Origin of the sequence: Sphingobacterium nematocida (assembly GCF_900168125.1) — a bacterium.
Taxonomy (GTDB): Bacteria; Bacteroidota; Bacteroidia; order Sphingobacteriales; family Sphingobacteriaceae; genus Sphingobacterium; species Sphingobacterium nematocida.
Window position 1 is genome coordinate 120,211 of sequence record NZ_FUZF01000013.1, and the last position, 18,513, is coordinate 138,723.

Sequence of the window (18,513 nt, forward strand, 5' to 3'; positions counted from 1 at the left end):
GTATGACATAACCAAATATAATAAAGAACTGTTATGATAAATTTTTTAATTCTTAAGAACCAGAAGAAGTTGATTTTCCTTCTTTTTCTTTGTGTTTTGCAAACAGGAGCGTTTGCCCAGAGCACGCTAAAAGGTCGTGTGTCTGCCGACGGAGGGACTGTATTGTCTAACGTAAGTGTCTCGAATAATACACTTAACGTAATCACATCGACGGATGCTATGGGTAACTTTACAATCAAAGCGAATACGGGAGATAAGTTGACGTTTTCTTTTGTAGGCTATTTGACGAAAGAAATTGTATTACAAAACTTGAATACGGTAGCGATTTTGCTACAGGAAGATGATCATAACCTCGAGGAGGTGGTGGTTATGGGGTACGGAACAGTAAAAAGAAATAAGATGACCGCTTCGGTATCCACATTGGATAAAAAAGTGTTGGAGAGTGGGATGCGGGCAAATCCGGCCCAAGCATTGGCGGGTACTGTGCCCGGATTGCGGGTGTCTACAGGATCAGGTAGGCCAGGTGCATTGGCGAGTATCACGCTGCGTGGGGGAACCAACTTTGATGGGTCAGGTAGTCCTTTGATATTGGTGGATGGACAGATACGAGGTAGCTTGTCTGATATAAACCCAGAAGAAATTGAGCGGATCGATGTACAAAAGGATGCTGCGGCTACGGCAATATATGGTGCTAGAGCATCGAATGGTGTGGTGATTGTAACTACGAAAAGGGGTAAGTCGGGATCGTCATCGTTGGATTTGAAAGTTAATCGAGGTATCAATTACCTGAATACACCGTATAATTTTTTGAGCTCGGAGGAATATGTTAAGTGGACGAGGATGGGAGCTGTTGAAGCTATTAAAGCAGGAACATTGGCTAATACGGCGTTGGGAAATCCAGGGCCTCGAGGTACCGGTAATGCCTATTTTGGGAGTGATGGTAAGACGCCCTTGGACGGTAATTATGTAAACCAAGGGAGATGGAGCTTAATGCGGCTGACAGATGAAAACCGGTTCTTATTGGATCAGGGATGGAAACAGATGAAAGATGTAGTGCCGACAAATACGGCCGGAAATTATGATGCCAATGGGCAGTTCTATGATTTGATCTACGAAGATTTCAATTATGGAGATCTTGCTTTTCGGTCGCCAGCTCCTTCTCAGGACTATAACCTCTCGTTTTCGGGAGGGAATGATAAAGCTAGTTACTACAGTAATCTAGGAATTTATGATGAAAAAGGTTTGTCATTAAATACGTTTTATCGTCGGTATAACTTTGCGGTAAATGCGGATTATAAAATTAAAGACTGGTTGAAAGCAGAGTCTGGAGTAAATTATACCCGAGCCAATTGGCGTGATCAGACCCTGACAAACGGCGAAGAGAATTATTGGGGAAGAATGCTGTCGGCACCACCTACACTGCGTAGTAAAAGTCCGATTACGGGTGACTGGATACTGGGACGGGATGCAAGCGATGGAAATCCGTTGGTCAATATTGATAAGTATATACGCCGCAACCAGAGTGATAAATTGACCTTTAACCAGTCTTTGGTCGTTAACTTTACCCCAGAACTTAATCTGCGGGTCAAAGGTATATTGTTTTATGAAGAGCAGTATTTCGAATCATTTGATAAGGATTTTAGGAATAATTTTTTGAGTTATACGAATCCGGATGCGGGCTGGAATAGACAACGAAATAGCTCAGCTTCGTTTTGGAGGGATATACAGCAGACCTACAACGCTGTATTGAACTATGATAAATCGGTAGGTAATCATAATGTCAATGCGCTGATCGGTGCTGAATTTTTTGACTCGTATTACCGCGGCCTTGGGGCATCGGGAGCATTGGCACCTACGGATGATTTTATGTCGCTCGGATTGACGACCAATACAGCTACTAATCCGACAAGAGGCGCTTCTTCGTCTCACGCTAACGACCGGATTATTTCTCAATTTGCGCGCGTGAACTATGATTATGCAGATAAGTATTTGTTTTCGGCTACATTTAGGAATGACGGTATTTCCCGATTAAATGCGGATAACAGATGGGGCTTTTTTCCTGCGGCCTCGGTGGGCTGGGTGGCAACAAAAGAACAGTTCTTGCAAGATGCTGCGCCATGGTTAAACTTTTTGAAGGTGCGAGCTAGCTGGGGTAAAAACGGTAACATCGGAATAGGTACAAGTGATCCTATCGGTAAATACCAGGTACAAGGCTCGTATAATGTGCAGACTGCATATGATCAGGTAAAAGGCTTTTTGTTCGGCAATCCTACTTTATCGACGCTGCAGTGGGAAAAATCGAGCACTACCGAGGTCGGAGCGGATATGGGATTTTTGAATAGTCGTTTGAATTTATCAGCAGCTTATTATAACCGTATCACATCTGATAAACTTGCTTATATCGCTTTACCCTCTTCGGCTGGTATAGATCAGATCCGTACCAATAATGGTACGATGCGTAATAGAGGAATTGAACTGGATTTGGGGTATAAGATTATCGCCAATCAAAATTGGACCTGGCAGGTGAATGCAAATACCGCATATGTGCGTAATAAAATAATAAAACTGCCTAATAATGGAAATGATTTGAATAGACAGGGGGGCACTCAGGTGTATGATCCTACTAGTAAATCGTTGATATGGGTAGAGGGATTGCAGGAAGGCAAAGAATGGGGAGATGTATATGGATTCCGAATGAAGGGAATCATTCGCACAGCGGAAGATCTGGCGAACTATAATGTACGTGATGAAGCAGCAGGTGATACGTATGGCATAGGGGGCGCTGCAGGCAAGCGTGTGGCTAGTCAGAAGGTAATTACAGAACAAGGATTATCTGGGTATTTGCCGACACAGCTCGGGGATGCTATATGGGATGATATTAATGGGGATGGAGTAATCAATCAGGATGATCGTGTCCGACTAGGAAATACAATGCCTAAATGGACTGGAGGATTTAATACGACGGTAAGTTATAGAGGTCTATCGCTATTCACCCGTATAGACTTTGCTCTGGGACATATACAGATGGATCGGATGAATGTGTGGTCATTGGGATCGATGCAGGGAGAATTTAATGCAGGGGATATCGTAAAAGACACCTGGACAGCAGAAAACCCCAATGCTAAATATCCGCGTTATATGTGGGCTGACCAGTTAAATATGAAAAATTTTGATCGCCCTAGTGATCTTTTCTGGGTGAATTCGAGCTATCTCGCCTTTAGGGAAGTATCACTTTCTTATTCGGTACCGAAGGAGTGGATTTCAAAAGCAAGGATCAGTGGGTTGACACTGACGGCAACGGGGCAGAACCTGGGTTATATTTCTAATAAGTTGAATGCTCTTCCTGAGCGTACAGGATTTCAGAATAGTGCATACACAATACCTACCATGTTGATATTCGGTGGTAAGATTACATTTTAAGAAAGAGGGTTATATCATGAGAAAATATATAAAAATAGCGATTGTTACGGTCATGACTGGGCTATTGACTGGTTGTAATAAAAACTTGGACTTTGTACCGGAGGATTATTTTGCGGATGGTAACTATTGGCAAAATGAGACGCAGGTGAATAATTTTATGGTGGGTATTCATAACGATCTGCGTAATAAGCAATTTATGCTTTTTCGCTTGGGAGAGATGCGAGGTGGAGGGTTATCCAATACGGCCAGGATGGATGTATCGCTGAATGAACTCAGTATTATTAACCATGGAATGACAGAGGTTTCGCCAGGAATAGGAGCTTGGGCTGGATTTATGAATAGCATATTGCAGATTAATTTATTTATCAGCAAAATGGAGACAATCTCCTTTGTGCCATCTGATAAAAAAGCTCAACTTCTAGGGCAGGCATATGGCTTAAGGGCATATTACTATTTTCACCTGTTGCGTACTTATGGAGGTGTGCCGCTGCGTTTGACACCTGATGTGCTGTTAGACAAGCCAGATGCTGTAAATTTAAGGATGGCGCGTTCATCAGAAGCTGAAGTCTTAGCTGCGATTAAAGGTGATATAGCGGCGTCGGTGCAAAATTTTGGTACCATTCAAGGAACTAATAAAGCGTATTGGTCGCTAAATGCTACCCGTATGTTGAAGGGAGAGGTGTTTCTTTGGTCGGCAAAGGTGTATAATAATACGGCAGATCTAGTAGAAGCAAAGAATGCGCTTAATGCGGTAGCAGGGTATAGTTTGCTCACTAATTTTGGAGATGTATTCAAGCAGAAGAGAAATTCCGAAATAATTTTTACACTCCCTTTTGCATTTAATGAGGCTGAAGCTTCGAGTGTAAGTTTATTTCTGTACCCAGTAGCCAATTTTAACGGTATCTATTACAAAGATACAGTAAACGTTAATGCACCGAAACTAGTGGATCCTCTCAATATTGCGCAAGCGAGTGCTGGAGGTATTCAGCGATACGCTTATACCTATGAGCTATTCCAATCGTATGGGATCAATGACCAGCGCAGAAATAGTACTTTTTATGATTTTTACGGAATAGACCGCACAGTCACCCCCAATAAAGTGACGATAAGAAACACGGTATTAACTAAGTTTATGGGAACTGTAAATAATAATATCCGTAATTGGACGGACGACTGGCCTATATATCGGGAAGCAGACCGTTTGCTGATGTTGGCTGAAATCGCTAACGCAGAGGGAACTGATCCAAAGAATTACCTACAACCTATCCGTGATCGTGCATTTAATGGTATTGATCCTTTACCTTTTGTCAATGGGTCTAAGGATGCTAATGAGCTGGCTATATTTGCAGAACGCGCAAAGGAATTTGTATGGGAGGGTAAGCGATGGTACGATTTGAGACGGATGAAATTGGGGGGCGACCCGTTGGCCTTTAAAGGTACAGGCAATCCGTATGGCGTGTTGAATAAATCGACGGATGCTTATAAACTATTGTGGCCGGTCGGGAGAGATGTATGGACCAATGATCCGTTGGTAGAACAAACGCCGGGATATACGACGACAAAACCCTAATCCTAAATACAGCTGGGATAGAAATTTTAGAATTGAATACTATTAAATAGAGACATATGCTTAATCACAAAATTGAAGGTTTGATTGCTGCACCTTTTACACCATTTGACGAAAACAATGAACTTAATCTGGACTTGATCCCAGGATATTACCAATCCTTGAAGCGCAATGGCGTGAAGGGAGCTTTTATCTGTGGATCTACGGGAGAAGGAGTGTCATTGACCTTTGAGGAGAAGATTCGAGTAATGAAGGCATGGACGATCTGGACAAAAGGAGATGAAGACTTTGTGTTGATGATGTTTTTAGGCGGTACTAATATCAAGGAATGCCAGGAATTGGCGGCTATTGCCGAGCAGGAGGGCGTCGATGCCATCTCTTTTACATCTCCTTATTATTTCAAACCAGCGAATGTTGGGCAGCTAGCCAAGTGTTGTCAGGCTGTGGCGTCGGCAGCCCCTAATACGGCGTTCTATTATTACCATATACCTGTTCTGACAGGAGGTAACTATGCGATGTTGGATTTGTTGGCTGCGGTGGATGGGATGATTCCTACCTTTAGGGGGATCAAGTATACACATGAGGATTTTATGGATTTCTTGTCTTGTATGAACTACGCGGACAGAAAGTATGATATGCTGTGGGGAAGGGACGAGAATATGCTGTCGTCATTGGTATTGGGAAGCAAAGGGGCCGTAGGTAGTACGTATAACTATGCTGCACCGCTGTATCATCAGTTGATCGATGCCTTCGAGGCAGGTGATTTTGAAACAGCTAATGCTAGACAACAATTGTCTATCGATATGATTCGATTATTAGGTAAGTATGGTGGAATAGCTACCGGTAAGGCCTATATGAAGTTGGTAGATCTGGATTGTGGGGTGTTTAGACTGCCTGTGGCGAATATGGATGAAGCCTCTTTTACCAATTTTAAAAATGAAGTAAAAGCCCTAGGCTTTGAATCATTTAAATCAAAATAAGAATGTATAAAGCAACACTTTTTCTTTGCTTAGTATTATTATCTGGATGTGTGATGAACAATAAGAGTAGGCTTATGCTTGATTGGAAAGAAGGAGGCGTATTACCTAAAGGGGGACAGGGGGATCATATCGGTATAGCGGGTCCGGTAACTGGGGTAATGGAAGATCGGTTGATCATCGCTGGGGGGGCGAATTTTCCGAACGGGATGCCTTGGGATGGCGGAAAAAAGACCTATCAAAAGGAGGCGTATTTTTTTAAAATAGATGCTGAAGGAAAACTGATTTTGGAAATGATAAAACCTTTTGCCGATAGTATTGCTTATAGTGCTAATACCTCTGCTAACGGTTATATCTATAGTATTGGTGGCGAGAGAAGTGGTGTTGCAAGTGCAGATGTATGGCGGTATAGTTTAGTGAATAATGAATTGGTTAGGGAGGCTTTGCCAAGCCTTCCGGTACCGCTTACCAATGGGGCTGCTGTCTATTTGAACGGAGCGCTTTATATGATAGGGGGCGAAAATACAGATCAGGTATCGGATAAGGTGTATCGTCTACAGGTATCAAATGGTACCTTCATGTGGGAGCAATTTGCTGTATTGAAGTATCCATTAAGTCATACGATGGTGGTAGCAGATAGTGGTCAGCATATAGTGATTTTAGGAGGCCGTATGCGAAATGATAATGCAACAAGCAAGATATATGATCAGGCCTACATGCTGAATACGCAAGATAGGTCTTTGACGAGTTTACCGGTATTGCCCTATCCACTTGCTGCAGGAACTGCCATATTCTATAATAATTCTGTAATTCTTTTTGGAGGGGACAATGGAGCCACTTTTAATCGGGTAGAGGAATTAATAGCTGCTACCAACCTGAGCAAAGATGATAGGGAAAGGGAGGAGCTGACTAAACAGAAGAATCTGATTCAAAGGGAGCATCCTGGATTTGGCAAAGAGGTATGGGCGCTTGATCTTATAACATTGGGATGGAGTAGGCTAGCTGATATTGAGGGGGATAGCCCTGTGACGACTACAGCCATATCGAAGGATGACCTAGTAATCATCCCTAGTGGCGAAATCCGTGCAGGAGTACGTACCAATAGAATATTGGTGGGGCAGATCAAGTAAATGAAAATATAAACCTTATGATGATAAGAAACAAGAAAGTATATCCTTGGATAGTGGTTGGACTGCTGTGGATAGTGGCACTGCTCAATTATATGGATAGACAGATACTATCTACAATGCGTCCAGCTATTGCTGTGGATATCGTGGAACTGGAGCGAGCTGCCGTATTTGGCAATTTGATGGCTGTTTTTTTATGGATATACGGCCTTATGAGCCCTGTTGCTGGAGTTTTAGCAGATAAATTGAATCGTAAATGGTTGATTGTGGGCAGTTTGTTTGTGTGGTCTGCGGTGACATTTGGGATGGGCTACGCGACTACGTATAATCAGCTCTACGTGCTGCGTGCGATCATGGGTGTGTCTGAGGCGATGTATATACCTGCTGGATTGGCATTGATTGCGGATTATCATTCGGACAAAACGCGCTCGCTGGCCATAGGTATACATATGACGGGGTTATACTTTGGGCAGGCATTGGGCGGTTTTGGCGCTACGGTGGCTGCAGAATATTCGTGGCAGCAAGCCTTCATTTTTTTTGGTGGAATAGGTTTGATGTATGCAATGGTGTTGGCTGTGTTTTTATTTGAAGTGCCCAATAGGATGGAGGCTAAAAAGGAGCTTGGGGGTCAATCTATGGCGGAGAAGGTACCCTTGCTCAAGGGTTTTTCGGTTTTGTTGTCCAATATTGCATTTTGGGTGATATTGTTGTATTTCGCAGTTCCAAGTTTGCCAGGCTGGGCCACTAAAAATTGGTTACCTACGTTGTTTGCTGATAATCTGAATATTCCGATGGCCGAGGCCGGACCGATGTCTACAATAACCATCGCTTTTTCTTCCTTTATTGGGGTAATTGTTGGAGGGATTCTGTCGGACAGGTGGATACAGCGGAATCTACGGGGGCGGATATATACGAGTGCTATTGGGCTGTCATTGACTGTTCCTGCGGTATTTTTAATTGGTTATGGTACGACTACCTGGGCTATAGTTGCAGCAGGCCTCCTATTTGGCTTTGGCTTTGGGATGTTTGATGCCAACAATATGCCGATACTTTGCCAGTTTGTGTCTGCGAAGTATCGTGCTACGGCGTATGGTATCATGAATATGGTAGGGGTGATGGCAGGAGCTTATATTACGAAGACCCTGGGTGGTTCTGCCGATGCTGGTGAACTAGGACATGATTTTGCATTGTTGGCAGTGATCGTTGCTATAGTAATAGTAATTCAATTGATAGTACTAAGACCTAAAGTGAATGAAGCATTGGATTAAGATTATTCTTGTAATAGGCCTTTCTTATTGTTGTGTGGCAGCATATGCACAAAAAAAGAAAGTAGGCTGTGTGGGCGATTCTGTGACGAAAGGGTACGGCATCAAAATGACGGGAAAGTCATATCCTGAACAGTTGCAATTGAAGTTAGGTGCTGGTTATGAGGTGAAAAATTTTGGACATAGCGGCGCTACATTGTTATCACGTGGACACAATCCTTATGTGCTGACGCAAGAGTTTAAGGAAGCGCTGGCTTTCGCACCAGATATTCTGGTAATAGCCTTGGGACTCAATGATACGGATCCACGAAATTGGCCCAATTATGGAACCGAATTTGTAACCGATTATTCGGCATTGATTGATACATTTAAACGGGTAAACCCTAAAGTCGAGGTCTATATCTGTAAGATGACTCCGATATTCTCAGGACATAAACGTTTCCTTTCGGGTACAAGGGACTGGTTTAACCAAATCCAAGAGTTGATACCTGAAATAGCCCATGCCAATGGTGTTCAACTAATTGATAGCTATACACCACTGGCGAATCGGATGGATCTTTTTGAGGATTTTTTACACCCTGATGAAATTGGCGCGCGCATACTATCGACGACAGTATACCATAGCCTGGTTGGAACGAAGCTCCCTCTTTCGGTGGATATAACGTTGGGTAATGATATGGTGCTGCAACGTGATAAACTCAATAAAATCTTTGGCAAAGGAACGACAGGTGAGACGGTGAAGCTTGCTTTTAAGGGTGAAAATTATACCTGTAAAGTAGATCAGCGTGGTAACTGGTCGCTTATACTGCCGAGGATGCCGGCTGGTGGACCTTACATACTTAGTGTAAAGATGGGAAAGGAAGAGATCTTGCTTTCAGGGATATGGTTTGGTGATGTTTACCTAGCCGCAGGGCAGTCGAATATGGCTTTCCCGTTGCGTAATGCCCTAAGGGGTAAGGAGCTGATGGAAAAGGCTTTGGATAAGACGCCTGTTCGACTATTTAAATATAAAAATCTAGTCGAAACCCATAATGTAGCGTGGGATTCGTTAACCCTGGAACAGGTCAACGATGGAGCGTTCTTTTCTGGGGCTTGGCAAAAACCATCGGCTAAATCTGCTGGTGAGTTCTCGGCAATAGCATATGCTTTTGCGGCACAGGTGTCAGCAGAGCAGGGAGTGACAAGCGGTATTGTGGAAGTGGCAGTAGGGGGCTCTAATACGGAATCATGGATTCCAATGCGTACGCTGGAAATGGATAATCTGTTGGCTACGTATATCCACAGTTGGCGGGTTTCTGATTTTATACAGGATTTCTGCAGAGAAAGAGCCCGAGTGAATCTAACCTTGACCAAAAACAGAAATCAAGCCCATCCTTATGCCCCTGGCTATAATTTTGAGAGCGGTATTGCCAATTGGTTAAATACGAATTTTAAAGGTGTACTCTGGTATCAGGGCGAAAGTAATACGCATAATGTGGATCTGCACGCCTATCTTTTTGAAACGTTGGTTGCTGCATGGCGAGAAAAATTCCAACAGGATTTCCCCTTTTATGTAGTGCAATTGTCAAGTATTGAACGTCCCTCCTGGCCTTCCTTTAGAGATAGTCAGCGTAAGTTGGCAAGACGCCTGAGCAATGTGCATATGGCGGTGTCGTCGGACCTCGGCGATTCTACTGATGTCCATCCCCGCGAGAAAATTATTATCGGTCAACGCTTGGCCAGATTGGCGGCCAAATACAGCTATGGTAAGGATGTACAGGTAGATGTACCAGAGCCTATGGGGGTAAGTGTGCATGGGACGGAATTGGTGCTCTCTTTTGAGGACTGTGAGGTGTTAAAAACGAAAGGGGGAGATGCCTTACAAGATATCGTATTGTTGGATGCGAAAGGAAAGGAGTTAGAAATAAATAAAATACGCATGGAAGGAAATAAGTTATTTATTTCTTTTGAAACAGGTGTCTTATCTGCTATTCGTTACGGTTATAGCCCTTATACAAGGGCCAATCTAGAAAGTGAAGCGGCGGTACCTGTTTCAACTTTTAATATTAAGATTAATTAGGTATGTATTCAGAACAATATTTAGAAGAACTGGCTGATTTTTATAAAAATCAGCTACTAAAGGATACGGTACCATTTTGGTTTCCGAGATCCTATGATAGCGAAGATGGAGGGTATTTGTTGATGCGTGATGCAGACGGAACTTTGATTGATACGGATAAGGCGGTGTGGATACAGGGGCGTGCGTGTTGGTTATTATCTACCTTATACAATACGGTGGAACAACGTGAAGAATGGCTGGAAGGTGCCAAGTTGGGTTATGATTTCCTTCGGGAGAAGTGTTTTGATGATAATGGCAAGATGTACTTTCATGTGGACAAATTGGGCAATCCGATCCGCATGCGCAGGTATTTCTTTTCGGAAACTTTTGCTGTAATCGCCTGTGCGGCTTACGCTAAGGCATCGGGAGATGAGGATGCAGGGCGATTGGCTCGGGACCTGTTTGGCGTCTGTATGGAGTATGCAGCAGGTATACGAACTATGGAGCCGAAGTTTGAAAATACTCGTCCTACAAAGGGAATAGGTATCCCTATGATCATGATTAATACTGCCCAACAATTGCGTGAAACGATAGGTGATCCAAGATGTGATAATGCTATCACTGAATGGATAAAGGAGATAGAAACCTTGTTCGTGAAGGATGATATTCGTTGTGTGATGGAACAGGTCGCTCCGGATGGGAGTATTGTTGATCACGTGGATGGACGTACATTAAATCCAGGGCACGCTATTGAGGGAGCTTGGTTTATCCTTCACGAAGCCAGATATAGGAATGACGATACGCAACTTATCAATCTCGGCTGTCGTATGCTGGATTATATGTGGGAACGAGGTTGGGACAAAGAATATGGCGGAATTCTCTATTTTAGAGATGTTTATGACAGGCCAGTGCAAGAGTATTGGCAGGATATGAAATTTTGGTGGCCACAGAATGAGACGATCATCGCTACTCTGTTGGCATATCTCATGACGGGCAAGGATAAATACGCAAGGATGCATCAACAGATCCATGAATATGCGTATAGTCATTTTCACGACAAGGAGCTAGGTGAATGGTATGGGTACCTACATCGGGATGGTACGGTGGCACAGACGGCAAAGGGAAATTTGTTTAAAGGTCCGTTCCATCTTCCTCGGCAGGAATGGTACTGTTGGTCTATCTTAAAAGGAAGGGAAATAACATAATGGCAAAATCGGTACTATGTGTAGTGTTGTTGCTCTTTTGTATTCTAACTCCGCGTGCACAGCAGGATTTGATCCCGATGCCGGTTCGGACGCAATGGGAGTCGCAACAGTTGAACCTTTCTGCGGGGGTAGTACTTCAAGCTGCCGCTGGCTTGGAAAGTGAATCAGCACTCGCAAAGGCAATCTTTTCGGACTGGGGGATACCGGTACAAGAGAAAAGAAGTAAGGGAATGCCGTCTGTGGAGCTGGTCTTGAAGAAAACCGGTAGAAGTGATGAGTCTTACCTGTTGGAGATTGATCCACAAGGGGTTCGTGTGGAAGCATCTACCTCAAAGGGGGTGTTTTATGGGTTACAGACATTGCGGCAGTTTGCTGTGGACAAAGGAAAAGTGCAGTGTGTAGTGGTGGAAGATGATCCAGCCTTTTCTTGGCGCGCTTTTTTGGTAGATGTGGGCCGAAATTATCAGCCCATGGATATGCTCAAGGAGCAAATCGATGTAATGGCTAGGTACAAGTTGAATGTATTGCATTTCCATTTTACAGAGGATATAGCATGGCGGTTAGCGAGTCATCGATATCCAGGCTTGACCGATGCATCGAATATGACACGTTGGGCAGGGAAGTATTACACCGAGGCGGAATTTAAGGAGCTCATAGCGTATTGTAAAGAGCGGTATATTACATTCCTTCCGGAAATAGATATGCCCGGACACAGTGCCGCTTTTAAGCGTTTTTTTGGAGTAGATATGCAATCTGATTCGGGGATGGTGTATATCAAGCAGCTGTTACAGGATTTTAAAAGAAGCTATCCAGAATTGGATATATTGCATATCGGCGGAGATGAGGTTAAGATCACGAATGCCGGATTTATGCCCGAAATCACTAAATATGTGAAAGAGCTAGGCTACAAAAATACGATAGGATGGGATCCTGGGAGCAATCTGTCTCCAGAGACTTGGCGACAGCTCTGGATGGGAGGAGCAGAGGTAGTTAAAGAAGAGGGGGGGACTGTTTATATCGACTCAAAGCATTTGTATATTAATCATATGGACCCCCTGGAAACGGTAACTACACTTTTCCATCGAAAAATTGGAGGAAATGATAGGGAACATCAAAACCTGAAGGGGGCTACACTATGCGCATGGCCAGATAGGGCGGTATCAGCTGCTAGAGATATGTTTTATCAAAATGGTATATATCCTTCTATCTTGACATTCGCCGAACGGGTTTGGAGCGGAGGAGGAATGGCTAGTTGGCTGTGCAATCTTCAACCGAAGGACACACCGGGTTATAAGGAATTTAAGGATTTTGAACGAAGGTTACTGTGCCATAAGCATCGATATTTTGTGGGCCTACCTTTTCCTTATGTAAAGCAGGTCGGTATTAAATGGGATTTGATCGGACCTTATGATAATGATGGAATACTGGAGAAAAGTTTCGAAATCGAGAAAGATTTATTTAATAGGGATCTAACAGTATCTAAAGATGTAGAAGGAGGAACAGTGATCTTACGGCATTGGTGGGCTGACGTAGTTGGCGGGGTAATCGATGCACCTAAGGTTAATACGACTTGGTACGCTAGGACGAAGATATGGAGCGACGAACCAGGAGAGAGGCCTTTTTGGATAGGATTCAATGACCTGTCGAGGTCGTATGCCAGCGATTCGCCAAAGCATGATACTTGGGATGATCGACATAGTGAAGTATGGGTAAATCAACGAAGAGTCGCTCCCCCTCTGTGGCAACAGGCAGGGATGAAGGGAGATCTGGAAAAACCAATGATTGACGAAGGATATTCATTTAGGGCACCTACGATGATCGTACTTAAAAAGGGCTGGAATGATGTATTGGTCAAATTGCCCGTGGGAGATTTTAAAGGGAAGAGTTGGCAAACACCTGTCAAGTGGATGTTTACCTTTGTTCCTATTGATAATGATAAAAATTAAATAAAAACACATATGAACAGAATACTGATTACATTGATTTCTTTGGCCTTTCTATCTAAATTGGAAGCACAAGAAGTGACTATTTTTAAATCGGGTAATGAAGGTTATGCTAGTTATCGAATACCAGCGGTGGTAAAGGATAAGAGTGGACAACTTATCGCATTTTCGGAGGGTAGGGTGGATCATGCCGGTGATTATGGAAATGTAGATATCGTCTATAAAATCAGTAAGGATAATGGTAAGACATGGAGTTCCTTGAAAATTGCGGCAGACTATGACAAGTTGCAGGCGGGGAATGCTGCTCCTGTTGTAGATCTGTTGGATCCGAAATACCCAAAAGGTAGAATTTTTCTATTTTATAATACGGGTAATAACCATGAGCATGAGGTACGTAAGGGCAATGGATTGCGAGAGGCTTGGTATATTACTTCTACCGATGGCGCAGAGACTTGGTCTGAACCAGTAAATATTACGACACAGGTGCATCGACCTAAACAACCTGAAGTTAATGCCGGGTATAATTTTAAAGAAGACTGGAGAGCCTATGCAAATACACCAGGTCATGCTCTTCAATTTGATACCGGTGTATATAAAGGAAGGCTCTATATCCCAGCTAATCATTCAATCGGCGAACCAAAGTCGGAGGGGAGGGATTATTTTGCACATGCTTACTATTCGGATGACCACGGTAAAACATTCAGAATTGCTGATAAGATTGCTTTTGAGGGTGGGAATGAGACTATGGCTGCTCAGATATCGGATAATGAACTGTATATGAATACGAGAAATCAGCAAGGAAATGTACGTGCTCGTATCGTGAGTTACTCCAAGGATGGTGGTGTAAGTTGGGATACAACTTTTTATGATAATAACCTGCCGGACCCTGTAAATCAAGGAAGCACTTTGTCTTGGAAAAGAGGAAAGAGCTATGTATTGGCTGTGTGCAATGCTGCAGACCGGAAGGAAAGGGATAAGTTGACTTTGCGTCTGTCAAAAGACAAAGGAAAGACTTGGTATTTTGAAAAAATGATCGCAAAAGCACCTGAAGGATATAAGGGATCATATTCTGCTTATTCGGATATGGTGAAGCTCGATAATCGGACAATCGGAGTTTTGTTTGAAAAAGATAATTATAAAGAGATCGTATTTTTGCCGATACCTATAAAGTAATTGTAGGTTTAAGGAAGATCGATGAATGGCATCCAAAGTGAAAAGTTACTTTGGATGTTTTTCGTTATATAAGGTTGGTTTTGGCCGATATTGGACATGTGTCTGTTCAGTATCGGACAGGTGTAATGTGAGTGGTTGTTTTTAAGTGCCAGTTTTTCAGCCTGTTGTTGTTTTGGTGGGATACTTGGTTAAAATATGGCACGGTTCAATGTGTTGATCCTTAATGTTTGTTCTTTGTTGTTTGGAAGAGTATAAGGTGGTGGAATATTTGACCGAAAAATCGTGTGGTTTGACCGATAAAATAGACCAATTGGTCTAATCTTTATTGAAAGATTTGGGGAACCACTATACCTTCGTTATAACAACCAAGAGAAAAACTAGGGAAGTAACCGAAAAAAGGGACTGAGATAATAAATAGATATTACAACAAGAAATTAGAAATCTGATGAAAACAACAATGACAACAATCGTTACAGCATTTATTATGATGCTATCTTTCAATTCTTTTGCCTCGATAGAAGTAAATCCATTGAAAAACCTGAGTTCTTCGAAAATTGTAATAGCCTATCTGGAGGCTGCAACAGAAGGTAGTTTGGATATGAATAAGTATCTCTTCTCGGATGACTTCATCTATCTTAATTCCGCTAGTAATAAAAGTTATACAAAGCGGGAGTATACGACATTCTTAAAAGCGAACAAAGGATTAAAGTATGACTGTGAAACGAGTTATGAAATTCTGGACGAATGCGGGAAAGCTTGTGTGGCGAAGGTATCTATGAAGTTCAAAACCTTTACTCGTATAGACTACGTATCACTTAGTCAGGGAGCAGATGGCTGGAAAGTGAGTAAAGTTGTCACGTCATTCTCCTAGGATAAAGATAATATTTGTGTAAGTGTTTAGTTGCCTGTTCCGTGTGTGCGGACAGGCTTTTTTGTATAAAAGAGAATTGATCCTAGTATGTTAATCCAGTTGACATTCCATAATGTAGTCTTCCATCAGAAATCCATTACCAATTGAAATATCTTCCTGTCCCACGATTTCAAAGCCTATTTTTTTATAGAAATTTACAGCCATATTGTCCCGGTTTACATTAAGCGATAAAGTATGGTTGCTGTTCAAAAGTGCTATTCGGGATACCTCATCAAATAGTTGTCGGCCAATTCCTCTTCCCTGTGTATCGGGTAACAGGTATATTTTGTGGATTTTTGTCTTTTGTTGTTTTTTATAGTTTAGTTCGAAAGATAAATACCCTACATTTTTATCATCTTCTTTAGCGATTAAAAATAAATGGTTATTTGTAGTTATTTGTTCTTTAAGCGCAGCTGTTGAATACATCATTTCCATCATGTAGGTTATCTGTTCTGCCGATAGGATGTCGCTAAAGGCTATAGGCCAGGCCGCCGCCGCTATGGATTGTACAACAGGTATGTCTTCTAATTGAGCTGCTATTATTTTAATCATATGCATTGACTTTTAGCGATAAAAATAGGTTTTTCTGATTTAAATCACCAAAATTAGATTTATTCATCCATTATAAATAATAAAGCTGAATAACTGACGTTATGTATATATCATCATATAGGATTTCATAATTTAGGTTAATAATTGGTTTGTATAGTCCTGAGGCGCTAGCTTCGGGACTATCTTTTTGGAGAGCATGTGTTTGACTACTGACCGTTTTTTTATTGTATTTTTTGTAGCAGATAATAGTGGTAGGCAGACAAAGAGTCGTATCCTTTGTTGCAAAGCATATTTTTTTGACGGGATTATAATTATTTTTTGAAAAATTTTGACAATATGGTATTGTCAAAAAATTACACTATAATTGAATTATATTATCCTAAATATAATAAATAAATAGTCCAAATAATGGATTTGACCTCTTATGATAATGATGTTTAAACTTGCTTTGTTTTTCACTCTTTAGTTATACTAAGAATACGCTCGTTTTTGAATATGCTTGAGGTCGAGAGTTCAAAAGGTGTTGATAAAAAGATATTTAGTAGTATATTTATAATATGAAAGTAAATAAGAAAACGCTTCAATCGGAATCAACTAAGCGAAAATTACTTCAAGCGGTAGAAGATATTTTATCGAATGAAGGATTTATTGCTTTAAAAGTTGAAAACATCAGTCGGGTATCTGGAGTTGACAAAAAGTTGATCTATTTTCATTTTGGAGATCTGAAAGGTCTTTATGATGCATTTCTTCGAAGTAAGGATTTTTGGTTTTCTAAGGCTTATGCTGAGATACCAGAAAGACTTGATAAGCAAGCTGTAGTTGAGGTGTTGCTCAATCAGTTTGCCGAGATGAAAAATAATAAATTATTAACACAGCTCTTAATCTGGGAGCTTAGCGAAAAGAACGAAGTGCTCTCTGCTCTGGCGGATGAAAGAGACGAAGTTGGGAATAATTTATTGCAGAAGATTATCGAAAAAGAAAGTTTCAAAGATGATGTACAACCTTTGCTAGCGCTATTGATCGGAGGTGTTTATTATTTGTCTATGCATGCTACCGTAAATGGAAGTCTGTTTTGTGGCCTAGACATTAATAAGGAAGAAGATGCTAGTCGAGTATCGGATACTTTAGAGCGAATTTTGAAGAATATCAAATAATATAACGTCAGATCTAACCAGTGTCTTACGTTATATTATTTGTTTGTGAATGAAACAAGGGCCGAGTGAATTTAATCTTTTATGGAGATAGCTGTCAAATTTTTAAATGCTATTGAATCAATTTTACGTTGAATTCAATACGTTTAGATAATGGGAGGCCTTGATTATTTAGGTATTCAAATGCAGTTTGTATTGCTTCTTTTCCTATATCGAACGCATTTTGTTCAATACGTATTATTGGGTTCTTAAAGTTTGATAAGTGTTCCATATTAGAAAAACCGGCAATGATAACATCTTTTGGTACACTGATTTTTTTGTCGCGGAGGATGTCGTAGATATTGTTTGTAATATTGTCCATAGCACAGAAAATCGCGTTGGGTCTACTACGTATTTTCCAAAGGGTGCTGATACATTTTTCCAGTTCCGTGTATAATTCATCATTATTATTTACCTGGATCTTTTGGATGTATTTGTCATTGATTTTGATATTGTGGTTTTTAAGACACTCCTTAAACCCGTTGAATCTTTCTTGAGACACACCTTTGGCATGGAGTGTAATATGGGCTATTCTGTCACGGCCCATTTCGATGAGGTGTTTGGTTGCTAGGTATGCTCCCTCATAATTTTTACTGCCGATTTTGATGGTCTGTAATCTGTTGTTTATTCGGTCTACGGCGATAACCATACATCTATTGATATGGAGCTTTTGGAGGTATTCGATATTGTCGCTGTGGCCTATAGGCGATATAATTAAAGCGTCTACACCGATAGATACCAATGTTGTTATACACTTTTTTTCTTCATCGGGGTTATCATTGCTCTGCATCACGATAACGGAATAGCTTGATCCTCTAGCGCCTTGATGTATGCCTTCTAACAATGCTGAAAAAAACGAGTTTCCTGAATTTCCAACGACAACGCCAATTAGGTTGCTTTTGCCTCTTTTTAGGGCTTTAGCAAGATTATTGAAAACATAGTTGTGCTTATTAGCGTACTCAACAATACGTTTTTTTGTCTTTTCACCAATTTCGTGGCTATCACTGAGCGCTCTTGAAACGGTAGAAACAGAGCAGTTATTTGCTTTGGCTATGTCTACTAATGTAACCTTTTGTCCAATTTCTTTTTTCTGTATCAATTTCGTAGTCAAACGTTTAACTACAGCTGTAGTAAACTACAAAAACT

General features: G+C 41.5%; 13 protein-coding genes. 11 read left to right on the plus strand and 2 right to left on the minus strand.

Annotated features, from left to right (window positions below):
- Nucleotides 1-33: 33 nt before the first annotated feature.
- The 10 genes from B5X76_RS14335 (at nt 34) to B5X76_RS14380 (ending at nt 15,586) form a co-directional block, all read left to right on the plus strand.
- A complete protein-coding gene (locus tag B5X76_RS14335; RefSeq protein ID WP_079644028.1) occupies nt 34-3,420 on the plus strand; it encodes a SusC/RagA family TonB-linked outer membrane protein in 3,387 nt (1,128 codons plus the stop codon).
- 16 nt (nt 3,421-3,436) lie between these two features.
- Nucleotides 3,437-4,990, plus strand: coding sequence for a RagB/SusD family nutrient uptake outer membrane protein (locus tag B5X76_RS14340; protein ID WP_079644030.1), 1,554 nt, complete (start codon nt 3,437-3,439; stop codon nt 4,988-4,990).
- 56 nt (nt 4,991-5,046) lie between these two features.
- Nucleotides 5,047-5,967 (plus strand): dihydrodipicolinate synthase family protein, encoded by a 921-nt coding sequence (locus B5X76_RS14345; RefSeq protein WP_079644032.1) that lies wholly within the window; start codon nt 5,047-5,049, stop codon nt 5,965-5,967.
- 53 nt (nt 5,968-6,020) lie between these two features.
- The gene (locus B5X76_RS14350; RefSeq protein WP_176141088.1) at nt 6,021-7,094 is read left to right on the plus strand and encodes a kelch repeat-containing protein; all 1,074 of its coding nucleotides are present in this window, start codon (nt 6,021-6,023) and stop codon (nt 7,092-7,094) included.
- A gap of 17 nt (nt 7,095-7,111) precedes the next feature.
- Nucleotides 7,112-8,359 (plus strand): MFS transporter, encoded by a 1,248-nt coding sequence (locus B5X76_RS14355; RefSeq protein ID WP_245801050.1) that lies wholly within the window; start codon nt 7,112-7,114, stop codon nt 8,357-8,359.
- Nucleotides 8,343-10,415, plus strand: a complete 2,073-nt coding sequence (locus B5X76_RS14360; RefSeq protein WP_079644035.1) for a GDSL-type esterase/lipase family protein — start codon at nt 8,343-8,345, stop codon at nt 10,413-10,415. The genes B5X76_RS14355 and B5X76_RS14360 overlap by 17 nt, the downstream gene beginning before the upstream one ends.
- Before the next feature lie 2 nt (nt 10,416-10,417).
- The gene (locus B5X76_RS14365) at nt 10,418-11,599 is read left to right on the plus strand and encodes an AGE family epimerase/isomerase (RefSeq protein WP_079644084.1); all 1,182 of its coding nucleotides are present in this window, start codon (nt 10,418-10,420) and stop codon (nt 11,597-11,599) included.
- Entirely contained in the window at nt 11,599-13,545 is a 1,947-nt protein-coding gene (locus B5X76_RS14370; RefSeq protein ID WP_176141089.1) for a family 20 glycosylhydrolase, read from the plus strand. The genes B5X76_RS14365 and B5X76_RS14370 overlap by 1 nt, the downstream gene beginning before the upstream one ends.
- A gap of 12 nt (nt 13,546-13,557) precedes the next feature.
- Nucleotides 13,558-14,715: a sialidase family protein gene (locus tag B5X76_RS14375; protein ID WP_079644039.1), complete on the plus strand. Its 1,158-nt coding sequence runs from the start codon at nt 13,558-13,560 to the stop codon at nt 14,713-14,715.
- Between the two features lie 457 nt (nt 14,716-15,172).
- The gene (locus tag B5X76_RS14380) at nt 15,173-15,586 is read left to right on the plus strand and encodes a hypothetical protein (RefSeq protein ID WP_245801051.1); all 414 of its coding nucleotides are present in this window, start codon (nt 15,173-15,175) and stop codon (nt 15,584-15,586) included.
- A 90-nt stretch (nt 15,587-15,676) separates the two neighbouring features.
- On the opposite strand, the gene B5X76_RS14385 is transcribed toward B5X76_RS14380, so the two are convergent.
- Nucleotides 15,677-16,177 carry a GNAT family N-acetyltransferase gene (locus B5X76_RS14385; protein WP_176141090.1) on the minus strand — a complete coding sequence of 167 codons (501 nt, stop codon included), beginning with the start codon at nt 16,175-16,177 and terminating at the stop codon, nt 15,677-15,679.
- A 557-nt stretch (nt 16,178-16,734) separates the two neighbouring features.
- Between B5X76_RS14385 and B5X76_RS14390 the strand changes: the two genes are divergently transcribed.
- A complete protein-coding gene (locus B5X76_RS14390; protein WP_079644042.1) occupies nt 16,735-17,331 on the plus strand; it encodes a TetR/AcrR family transcriptional regulator in 597 nt (198 codons plus the stop codon).
- Between the two features lie 109 nt (nt 17,332-17,440).
- Here B5X76_RS14390 and B5X76_RS14395 read toward each other — a convergent pair whose 3' ends face one another.
- Complete coding sequence (locus tag B5X76_RS14395; RefSeq protein WP_176141091.1) at nt 17,441-18,466, minus strand: LacI family DNA-binding transcriptional regulator; 1,026 nt, start codon at nt 18,464-18,466, stop codon at nt 17,441-17,443.
- Nucleotides 18,467-18,513: the final 47 nt, after the last annotated feature.

What these genes read in the sequence shown, in the direction of transcription:
- B5X76_RS14335 (WP_079644028.1), top strand. Translation starts at nt 34, where the DNA reads ATGATAAATTTTTTAATTCTTAAGAACCAGAAGAAGTTGATTTTCCTT.
- B5X76_RS14340 (WP_079644030.1), top strand. Translation starts at nt 3,437, where the DNA reads ATGAGAAAATATATAAAAATAGCGATTGTTACGGTCATGACTGGGCTA.
- B5X76_RS14345 (WP_079644032.1), top strand. Translation starts at nt 5,047, where the DNA reads ATGCTTAATCACAAAATTGAAGGTTTGATTGCTGCACCTTTTACACCA.
- B5X76_RS14350 (WP_176141088.1), top strand. Translation starts at nt 6,021, where the DNA reads ATGAACAATAAGAGTAGGCTTATGCTTGATTGGAAAGAAGGAGGCGTA.
- B5X76_RS14355 (WP_245801050.1), top strand. Translation starts at nt 7,112, where the DNA reads ATGATGATAAGAAACAAGAAAGTATATCCTTGGATAGTGGTTGGACTG.
- B5X76_RS14360 (WP_079644035.1), top strand. Translation starts at nt 8,343, where the DNA reads ATGAAGCATTGGATTAAGATTATTCTTGTAATAGGCCTTTCTTATTGT.
- B5X76_RS14365 (WP_079644084.1), top strand. Translation starts at nt 10,418, where the DNA reads ATGTATTCAGAACAATATTTAGAAGAACTGGCTGATTTTTATAAAAAT.
- B5X76_RS14370 (WP_176141089.1), top strand. Translation starts at nt 11,599, where the DNA reads ATGGCAAAATCGGTACTATGTGTAGTGTTGTTGCTCTTTTGTATTCTA.
- B5X76_RS14375 (WP_079644039.1), top strand. Translation starts at nt 13,558, where the DNA reads ATGAACAGAATACTGATTACATTGATTTCTTTGGCCTTTCTATCTAAA.
- B5X76_RS14380 (WP_245801051.1), top strand. Translation starts at nt 15,173, where the DNA reads ATGACAACAATCGTTACAGCATTTATTATGATGCTATCTTTCAATTCT.
- B5X76_RS14385 (WP_176141090.1), bottom strand. Translation starts at nt 16,177, where the DNA reads ATGATTAAAATAATAGCAGCTCAATTAGAAGACATACCTGTTGTACAA.
- B5X76_RS14390 (WP_079644042.1), top strand. Translation starts at nt 16,735, where the DNA reads ATGAAAGTAAATAAGAAAACGCTTCAATCGGAATCAACTAAGCGAAAA.